Below are 9417 nucleotides of genomic sequence, written 5' to 3'. Positions count from 1 at the left end.
TCTTCGACGTGGTCGAGGAGGACGACCGGCCGTGGATCGTCATGGAGCTGGTCGAGTCCCGCTCGCTCGCGGACGTCATCCGGGAGGACGGCCCGCTGGCGCCGGCCCGGGCGGCGGAGATCGCGCTGGACGTGCTCGGCGTGCTGAGCGCCGCGCACGCGCACGGCATCCTGCACCGGGACGTCAAGCCGTCCAATGTGCTGATCGGCGAGGACGGCCGGGTCGTGCTCACGGACTTCGGCATCGCCAGCGTGGAGGGGGACTCCTCGGTGACGTCGACCGGGATGCTGGTCGGCGCGCCCTCGTACATATCCCCGGAGCGGGCCCAGGGGCAGAAGCCCGGACCGCCGGCCGACCTGTGGTCGCTGGGCGGCACGCTGTACGCGATGGTCGAGGGGCGGCCGCCGTACGACCGGGGCTCGGCGCTGGCCACCCTGACGGCGGTGATGACGGAGGAGCTCACCGCGCCGGTGAACGCCGGGCCGCTGCGGCCGGTGGTCGAGGGGCTGCTGGCCAAGGACCCGGCGGAGCGGCTGACCGCCCCGCAGACCCGGTCGATGCTCAAGCGGGTGGTCGCGGAGGCGACCGCGCGGGCCGAGTCGACCACCGAGCACGCGGTGCCGGTGGCGGGCGCGGGCGGCGGTACGGGTAGTGACACCGGCGCGGGCGGCGGTTCGGCCGGCGGTTCGGTCGGCGGTTCGGGCAAGGGCACCGGCAAGGGCGGGAAGCCGCCGGTCGGCGGACTGCTCGGGACGGTCCGGGTGGGCAGCCGGGCCGGGGACGCCGGGAGCGGGGAGACGCCGGTGGCACCGGGCACCCCGGAGGCGCCGGTGCCGGTCGGGGACGCGGAGACCTCGGCCGAGGCGGCCAGGCCGGTCACCAGTGAGTGGACGCTGGGCGCGACCCAGGCCGCCGGGGCCGACCCGCGCACCGGCCGGCGGCGGCTGGCCGTCGCGACGGCGGTGGTGGTGCTGCTGCTGATCGCGGGCCTGATCGTGCTGCTGCAGGCGTTCGGCGGCTCCGAGGACGGCTCGGCCGAGGGCGCGCGCGGCACCGCGCCGGTGGCGGCGGTCACGGCCGGCAGCACGGACGGCGCCGCGCCGGCGACGGCCTCGGAGAGCACCGGCCCGGGGGAGGCCGCGGCGCCCGCGCCGACCGCCGCCCCGGCCGCCACGCCGACGCCCACGCCGACGCCTACGCCGACTCCCAGTGCCACGCCGACGCCGACACCGACGCAGACCGGGGCGGTCGTGCCGGCCGGGTACCACGAGTACAAGGACCCGTCCGGCTTCTCGATCGTGCTGCCCGACTGGCTGCAGCCGACGGGCTCCGACTCGAACCGCCGCACCTTCAAGGGCAACGGCAGCACCCTGCGGGTCGAGTGGACGACCACGCCGGGGGCGAGCGCGCTCGCCGACTGGCAGGCCTCCGAGCCCGGGCTGCGCGGGCAGGTGAGCAACTACCAGCGGGTGCAGCTGCAGTCCGTCGCCTACCGGGAGTGGACCAACGCGGCCGACTGGGAGTGGACCAACGGCACCCCCAGGACGCACTCGCTGAACCGGGGCTTCGTCACCGGCTCCCCGGCCAAGTACGGCTACGCGATCTACTGGACCACGCCGGACGCGGACTGGTCGGCGGCGCCGAACGCGCAGGCGCGGCAGACCGCGTTCGACACCTTCCAGCCCGCGCCGTAAGTCTTCCGCTCGCCTCCGGGGCGGGGGCACCCGCTCGCGCTTCGCGGGTGCCCGTCCGGTCAGCCGATGAGGCGCTGTTTGGCGCGGGTGAACTCCTCGGCGGTGAGGGCGCCGGCGGTGTGCAGGGCGGCCAGCCGCTCCAGCTGGTCGAGCAGGTCGGCGCCGGTGGAGGCGGGGGCCGCGGGGGCGGCGGCGATCGGCTCCTTCCGGGAGCCCTCGCGGGCCAGCCGGGCGGCAGCGCGGAGCTGCTCGGCGAACACCTCGGCCTTGACCACGTCCTCGAAGCGGTGCGAGCCGGTCAGCGCGACCACGAGCAGTACCTCGCCGTTGATCCGGGTCCTGGTGACGGTCGCGTCGGTGACCGCCGCGAGCGGAACCGGGACCGGGGGCTTGCCGTCCTTGAGGAAGAGCAGCCGATGGGTGGTCAGGACCAGCACGCCCTTGCGGAAGTGGTCGGGGTGGCGTCCCGCCGTCGAGGCGATCGGCTTCTCGTCGGGGGCGACGTTCGCCTCGACCGTGCGCAGGGCCGCGGCCCGGTGGTCACTGCTGCTGTTGCCGGCCACGTCGAAGGCCGTGTCGATGAGATCGCTCCAGTCCATGGACCGAGGGTAATCCGGGGGACCGGGGCGGTGTCTTCCGCGGGCAACTAGGCTTGGCGGCGAGCGGAGAGGAACACGCATGCGAGCGGGCCCGGGGCAGGTGCTGGCGGGGCGTTATCGGCTGACGGACCACCTGGAGGCGCTGGGCGCGTTCGCCGCGGACGAGCGGACCGGTGACGTCGTGCGGCTGCGCGCGCTGGAGCTGCCCGCGGTGCTGATCGGGGATCAGGAGCCGGACGGCCCCGGCGCGGAGCCGGGGGAGCGGCTGGTGCGGCGGGTGGCGGCGGTCGGTGCCGCGGCGCCCCGGCACGCCCGACTGCTGCAGGGCGCGGGGGCTTTCGTCGAGGGCGACCTGCTGTGGACGGTCGAGGAACGGCCCGCCGGACAGCCGCTGGACGCGCTGCTCGGAGCCGGCCCGCTGCCGCCGTACCGCGCGGCGGAGGTGGCGGCGGACCTTGCCGGGGCGCTGCGGGCACTGCACGGGGCGGGCCTGGTGCACGGGAACGTGACGGCCGCCTCGGTGCTGGTCGGCGAGGACGGTGCGGCCCTGCTGGGCGGGCTGCTCCCCGGGGTGGCCGAGGAGGCGCTGGCGGAGGAGCTGGGCGGTCCGGGCGGGCGGCGGCGGTACGAGGTGCGGGCCGCGCTGGTCGGGCCGGTGGCCGAGCGGTGGCCGTTGGACGGCGGCCCGGCCGGCGACTGCTGGGCGCTCGGGGTGCTGCTGCACCGGATGGCGACCGGGAGGGCGCCGTACCCGGAGAGCGGGGTGCCGGAGCTGGTGACGGCGGTGCGGGAGGGCCGGCGGGTCCCCGCCGAGGCGTGCGGGCCGCTGGGGCCGCTGGTGGAGCGGCTGGTGCAGTCCGATCCGGCGCTGCGGCCGACGGCTGCGGAGATCACGCTGGAGCTGGCGGAGCTGCTGGCGCGCGCGCCGGAGCCGGTGGACGGGCCGGCGGCGGCCGGTGCGCCGGGGCTTCCGGGGCCCCGGTCGGCGCGGCCGGCCGGGCGGCGCCGGGCGAAGGGCGCGGCTGCGGCGGGCCGGTCGCGGGACCGGCACGGGGGGCCGCCGAAGGCGGAAACGATGCGGGCGGAGGCGGCCGGAGCGGCCCGGCCGCCGCGGATCCCGCCGGCGCTGCTGGGGCCGCTCCTGGTCGGCGGAGTGTTCCTGCTGCTGGTCCTCGGCGTGGCGGCCGTGGTGCTGTTCGCAGGCTGACGGGGCCGGTGGGAACATGGTCGCCGGAACGGCGGGCGGGGGAGATTCCCGGGGGACACCCGGGACGCCTAGGGTGTCCGTGGAATCTGTTCGATTCAGTGGTCTGCACCGAGTGGTCTGCACCGGGCCCTCCGTCGCGTGACGGCAGGTGAATGAGGGGGAGCGGTCGCGGATGGGCGCGCAGGACCGGCCGGAGTCGGCCGAGGGGGAGCGGCTGCTGGTCGGTCGCTACGAGCTGGGCGAGCGGCTCGGCCGCGGCGGGATGGGCACGGTCTGGCGGGCCCGGGACCGGATGCTGGACCGCGAGGTCGCGGTCAAGGAGCTGACCGTCAGCCACCTCCCCGAGGAGGAGGTGGAGATCCTGCACGCCCGGATGAAGCGGGAGGCCGCCGCGGCCGCCCGGATCAAGCACCCCGGCGTGATCACCGTGCACGACGTGCTGGAGCAGGACGGCCGGCCGTGGATCGTCATGGAGCTGGTCGACGGCCGTTCGCTGGCCGATGTGATCAGCCAGGACGGCACCCTGCCGCCGCGCGCCGCCGCCGAGGTGGGCGGCCAGGTGCTGGCCGCGCTGCACCGGGGCCACCAGCTGGGAGTGCTGCACCGGGACGTGAAGCCGGCCAATGTGCTGCTGGAGCACGGGACGGGGCGGGCGGTGCTGCTGGACTTCGGCATCGCGACGTACGAGGGCTCGGCCGAGCTGACCCGGCCGGGCGACCTGGTCGGTTCGCCGGACTACCTGGCCCCGGAGCGCGCCCAGGGCGAGCGGCCGGGCCCGGCCTCCGACCTGTGGGGGCTGGGGGCGACGCTGTACGCGGCGGTGGAGGGCGACTCGCCGTTCCGCCGCACCTCGCCGCTGACCACGCTGGCCGCGGTGGTCGGTGACCCGCTGCCGGAGCCGCGCCGGGCCGGGCCGCTGGGTCCGGTCCTGGCCGCGCTGATGGCGAAGGACCCGGACGAGCGGCCGAGCGCGGACGAGGCGGCCCGGATGCTGGCCGAGGTGCAGGCCGGGCACACCGTCGGGCTCAAGCCGGTCGCGCCGGTGCGGATGCCGACCCAGTCGGTGCCGGTGGTGGACCGGGCGGGCCAGCCGGAGGAGCGGTCGGAGGACCGGTCGGACGACGGGTCGGAGAACGAGGCCGGGGCGGCGTCGGCATCGGGATCGGCGGAGGGCGCGGAGGCCGTCACGGTGCCCCAGGCCCGGGCGGCATCGGAGCGGGCGGCGTCGGAGCGGGCGGAGGAGCCCTCGGAGGAGCCTTCCCCCGGGACCGACCCGGCGCGGGAGAGCGACGAAGGGGCGCCCACCGGACCGGTCACGCCGGTGCCGTACACCGATGCGCCCGCGCGCGGGCCGGCCAGGCGCCGGACGGTGCTGCGGGTGCTCGCGCTCGTGGTGGGCCTGGCGGTGCTGGCCGCCGGGGCGCTCTACCTGGTCCAGCGCCAGCGCGCGGAGGACCCCGACCGGTCCGCCCCGAGCCTGACCCAGGGCCCGGGCCCGGTCGGGCCGCAGCCGACCGCCCCGGTCGACGGCGCTCCCGCGCCCAGCGGCTACCAGTGGGTGGACGACCCGGCGGGCTTCCGCTTCCCGCTGCCGGTGACCGTCCCGGCCTGGCAGCGCTCCAGCACGCCGGACAACCAGATCTACTACAGCCCCGACAACAAGGCGCACTACCTGCAGTTCGCCGTCACCGTGGGCCAGTCGGTCCGGCCGCTGGAGCACATGCGGCAGATGGAGAGCACCGTCTCCAAGTCGTTGAAGGAGTACAAGCAGCACCGGCTCACCGGCGTCGCCGTGAACGGCCACGAGGCCGCGGTCTGGGAGTTCAGCTACCTGGCCAAGGAGGGCGGCCGCCGCCGGGCGATCGAGGCCGAGTTCATCGACGAGGACGGCACCAGCTACGCGATCTACTCCTCCAGCTTCGACCGGGGCAACGAGTGGAACGAGGCCGAGCAGCGGTTCAACGCGGTGCTCCACTACTTCACCCCGACCCGCTGACCGCCGCCGGCCGCCGCTGATCCGTAGCGTCCGCACCCGCACGGGGGTTTCTTGTTACCGACGGGTACCGCACCGGCCGCCGAGCGCCTAGGCTGCGCCCTATGTCGGACCTCACAGCAGCTGCCACGGCCACCGATCCCGCCGGCCCGGGCGCGCCGGGCCGCAACCCCGCCGCCCCGGGCGGTGGGCGTACCGTCGCCTCGGCCGTGCCCTCGTCACTGGTCGACCGCCTCGCCGCCGGGGTCACCGCCACCGGCGAGCCCAGTGTGGTGGAGACCGTCGCCCCGCTGACCGGCGAACGGCTGGCCGGCCTGCCGCGGTCCACCCCCGCGGACGTCGAGGTCGCCTTCGAGCTCGCCCGCCGCGCCCAGCCGTCCTGGGCCGCGCTGCCGGTCCGCCGGCGCGCCGCCGTCCTGCTGCGCTTCCACGATCTGCTGATCAAGCGGCAGGACGAGGTGCTCGACCTCATCCAGGCGGAGACCGGCAAGGCCCGGCTGCACGCCTTCGAGGAGGTGCTCGCGGTCGCGATCGCGGCCCGCCACTACGGCCGGGCCGCGCACGGCTACCTGCGCGACAAGCGGCACCTCGGCGCGGTGCCGCTGTTCACCCAGGCGGTCGAGGCCCGCCGCCCCAAGGGCGTGGTCGGCCACATCTCGCCGTGGAACTACCCGTTCGAGCTGTCGGTCGGCGACGCGCTGCCGGCCTTCGTGGCGGGCAACGCGGTGGTCAACAAGCCGGACACCCAGACCGCGCTGACCGCGCTCTGGGCCCGCGAGCTGCTGATCGAGGCCGGACTGCCGGCCGACCTGTGGCAGATCGTGATCGGCGACGGCCCGGTGATCGGCCCGGCCGTGGTCGAGCACGCCGACTACGTCTCGTTCACCGGCTCCACCCGCACCGGCCGCGAGGTCGCCCGGCGGGCCGCCGAGCGGCTGGTCGGCGCCTCGCTCGAACTCGGCGGCAAGAACGCCCTGCTGGTGCTGGCCGACGCGGACCTCGACAAGGCCGCCGAGGGCGCCGTCCGGGCCTGCTTCTCCTCGGCCGGCCAGCTGTGCATCTCGATCGAGCGGCTGCTGGTCCACCGCTCGGTGGCCGACGAGTTCCTCGCGAAGTTCGCCGCCCGCACCCGCGCGCTGCGGCTCGGCGGCGGCCTCGCCTACGGGGCGGACAGCCTACGGGGCGGACATGGGCTCGCTGGTCTCGGGACGCCAGTTGGAGGCCACCACCCGGCACGTCGAGGAGGCGGTCAAGGCCGGCGCCACCGTGCTGGCCGGCGGCAGGGCCCGGCCGGACCTCGGCCCGTTCTTCCACGAGCCGACCATCCTGGAGGGCGTCACCCCGGACATGGCGGTCTGCGGCGAGGAGACCTTCGGCCCGGTGGTGTCCGTCTACCGCTTCGACACCGAGGAGGAGGCGGTGGCCGCCGCCAACTCCACCCCGTACGGCCTCAACTCCAGCGTCTGGACCACGGACGTGCGGCGCGGGCGGGCGATCGCGGCCCGGCTGCGCACCGGCACCGTGAACGTCAACGAGGCGTACGGCGCCGCCTACGGCTCGGCCGCCTCGCCGATGGGCGGCATGGGCGACTCCGGGCTCGGCCGGCGGCACGGCGCCGAGGGCATCCTGCGGTTCACCGAGGCGCAGACGATCGCCAGCCAGCGGCTGCTGCCGCTCGCCCCGGCGTTCGGCCAGGACGACAAGCAGTACGCGGCGATGATGACCGCCGGGCTGCGGATCCTGAAGGCGCTGCGCGTCAAGTAGCCGGGCCCCCGGGCCGGCCCCCGTTTCGTGAACGACTTCCGAAGGAGCAGAGGCAGATGGTGGGTTCGGCTGACGGCCAGGAGTTCGACTACGACGTGGTCGTGGTCGGCTCCGGCTTCGGCGGTTCGGTCTCGGCGCTGCGGCTGACCGAGAAGGGGTACCGGGTCGCCGTCCTGGAGGCCGGGCGCCGCTTCGACCGCGACGAGCTGCCCAGGAACTCCTGGGACGTCGCCAACTACCTGTGGGCGCCGAAGCTCGGCCTGTACGGCATCCAGCGCATCCATCTGCTGGCCAATGTGCTGATCCTGGCCGGCGCCGGGGTCGGCGGCGGCTCGCTGAACTACGCCAACACCCTGTACGTGCCGCCGAAGGCGTTCTTCGAGGACCGCCAGTGGCAGCACATCACGGACTGGCAGGAGGAGCTGGCGCCGTTCTACGACCAGGCGCGGCGGATGCTCGGGGTGCGGCTCAACCCGACCGTCACGCCCTCGGACGTCCACCTCCGGGCGGCCGCCGAGCGGATGGGCGTCGGCGACACCTTCCACATGGCACCGGTCGGGGTGTTCTTCGGCGACGGCAAGGACGCCGACGGCGCGGCGAAGGCGGCGCCCGGCGAGGAGGTGCCGGACCCGTACTTCGGCGGCGCCGGCCCGGCCCGGCGGTCCTGCGTCGAGTGCGGCGAGTGCATGACCGGCTGCCGCCACGGCGCCAAGAACATGCTCACCGAGAACTACCTGCACCTGGCCGAGCGGGGCGGCGCCGAGATCCACCCGCTCACCACGGTGGCCCGGATCCGGGAGTGGGGCGAGGGCTTCGCGGTGGACGTCCGGCGCACCGACGCCCGCTCCACCACCGACCGGGTCAAGGCCGGGGCGCGGACGATCACGGCGGCCCGGGTGGTGGTCGCGGCCGGCACCTACGGCACCCAGAACCTGCTGCACCGGATGCGGGCGGGCGGCCACCTGCCCCGGATCTCCGCCCGGCTCGGCGAGCTGACCCGGACCAACTCCGAGGCGCTGGTGGGCGCGCAGACCACCGACCGGCGGTACGGCGCCCGCGCGGACTTCACCAAGGGCGTGGCGATCACCTCCTCGATCCACCCCGACGAGAACACCCACATCGAGCCGGTCCGCTACGGCAAGGGCTCCAACGCGATGGGCGCGCTCTCGATCGCCCAGGTGCGGGGCGGCGGGCGGCTCCCGCGCTGGCTGCGCTACCTCGGCAACTCGGTCAAGCACCCGGTGACCTTCGGCCGCTCGATGAACCAGCACCGGTGGTCGGAGAAGACGATCATCGGCCTGGTGATGCAGTCGCTGGACAACTCGATCACCGTCTCGCTGAAGGAGAAGGGCCTCGGCAAGGGCACGCTGACCTCCCGCCAGGGCCACGGTGCGCCCAACCCCACCTGGATCCCGGCCGCCGAGCAGGGCGCGCAGGCGCTCGCCGAGGAGATCAACGGCTTCGCCGGCAGCAGCGTGGGCGAGATCTTCGACATCCCGCTGACCGCCCACTTCCTCGGCGGCTGCGCGATCGGCGACTCCCCGGAGACCGGTGTGGTCGACCCCTACCACCGGCTCTACGGCTACCCCGGGATCAGCGTGGTGGACGGTGCGGCGGTCTCCGCCAACCTCGGCGTCAACCCCTCGCTGACCATCACGGCGCAGGCCGAGCGGGCGATGTCGATGTGGCCCAACAAGGGCGAGGAGGACACCCGGCCGGCCGCCGGCGAGGCCTACCGCCGGGTCGCCGCGGTCGCGCCCGTCGCACCGGCGGTGCCCGAGGACGCGTTCGGCGCCCTGCGGCTGCCGCTGCTGGCGGTGCCGGAGGTGCCGAAGAAGCGGGACTGAGCACGGCCGGGGGCCGCGCCGCCGGAGCGCGGCGCGGCCTCCGGCGTCTTCCGGTCCGGTCCGTGGACGGTGACCGGTTGACAGCTGTCCGTGCCCGATGAAAGAAAAGGGGCGCCCTGGGGGGACCAGGCGATCGTTCGTTCGGACGGGGGGACGCGGCCCATGGCCATCTGCGCATCCTGCGGCGCGGTTTCGGCGGAAGGGGCGTCGGTCTGCGCGTCCTGCGGGCGGCCGGCGGTGCCGCCCCCGCTCCTGCCACCCGCTCCGCTGCCGCCGCCGCTCCTGCCGCCCCCGGGTTCGCCGCCGCCCGTGC

Annotated in this window: 5 protein-coding genes and 1 pseudogene; 5 read left to right on the top strand and 1 reads right to left on the bottom strand. The window is 75.6% G+C overall.

Going from position 1 to position 9417, the window contains the following annotated elements:
- Window positions 1–1694, top strand: a 1694-nt coding sequence (locus tag VR45_RS01120) for a serine/threonine-protein kinase (protein ID WP_045937784.1), incomplete at its 5' end; no start/stop codon positions are given.
- Between the two features lie 59 nt (window positions 1695–1753).
- Here VR45_RS01120 and VR45_RS49885 read toward each other — a convergent pair.
- The gene (locus tag VR45_RS49885) at window positions 1754–2293 is read right to left on the bottom strand and encodes an SHOCT domain-containing protein (protein WP_052708754.1); all 540 of its coding nucleotides are present in this window, start codon (window positions 2291–2293) and stop codon (window positions 1754–1756) included.
- Between the two features lie 79 nt (window positions 2294–2372).
- On the opposite strand from VR45_RS49885, the gene VR45_RS01105 reads away from it, so the two are divergent.
- The 4 genes and pseudogenes from VR45_RS01105 to VR45_RS01090 all read left to right on the top strand — a co-directional run bounded on the left by VR45_RS01105 (window position 2373) and on the right by VR45_RS01090 (window position 9104).
- Window positions 2373–3500 carry a hypothetical protein gene (locus tag VR45_RS01105; RefSeq protein WP_052708751.1) on the top strand — a complete coding sequence of 376 codons (1128 nt, stop codon included), beginning with the start codon at window positions 2373–2375 and terminating at the stop codon, window positions 3498–3500.
- A 172-nt stretch (window positions 3501–3672) separates the two neighbouring features.
- Entirely contained in the window at window positions 3673–5496 is a 1824-nt protein-coding gene (locus VR45_RS49880; protein ID WP_045937780.1) for a serine/threonine-protein kinase, read from the top strand.
- Between the two features lie 101 nt (window positions 5497–5597).
- Window positions 5598–7257, top strand: a pseudogene (locus VR45_RS01095) (succinic semialdehyde dehydrogenase).
- Between the two features lie 56 nt (window positions 7258–7313).
- Complete coding sequence (locus VR45_RS01090; RefSeq protein WP_045937779.1) at window positions 7314–9104, top strand: GMC family oxidoreductase; 1791 nt, start codon at window positions 7314–7316, stop codon at window positions 9102–9104.
- The last annotated feature ends 313 nt before the right edge of the window (window positions 9105–9417 follow it).

The sequence above is a fragment of the Streptomyces sp. NRRL S-495 genome (assembly GCF_000966955.1).
Lineage (GTDB): Bacteria > Actinomycetota > Actinomycetes > Streptomycetales > Streptomycetaceae > Kitasatospora > Kitasatospora purpeofusca.
Note: the sequence above shows the minus strand (reverse complement) of the source record. Positions and strands in the feature narration are given on the sequence as shown.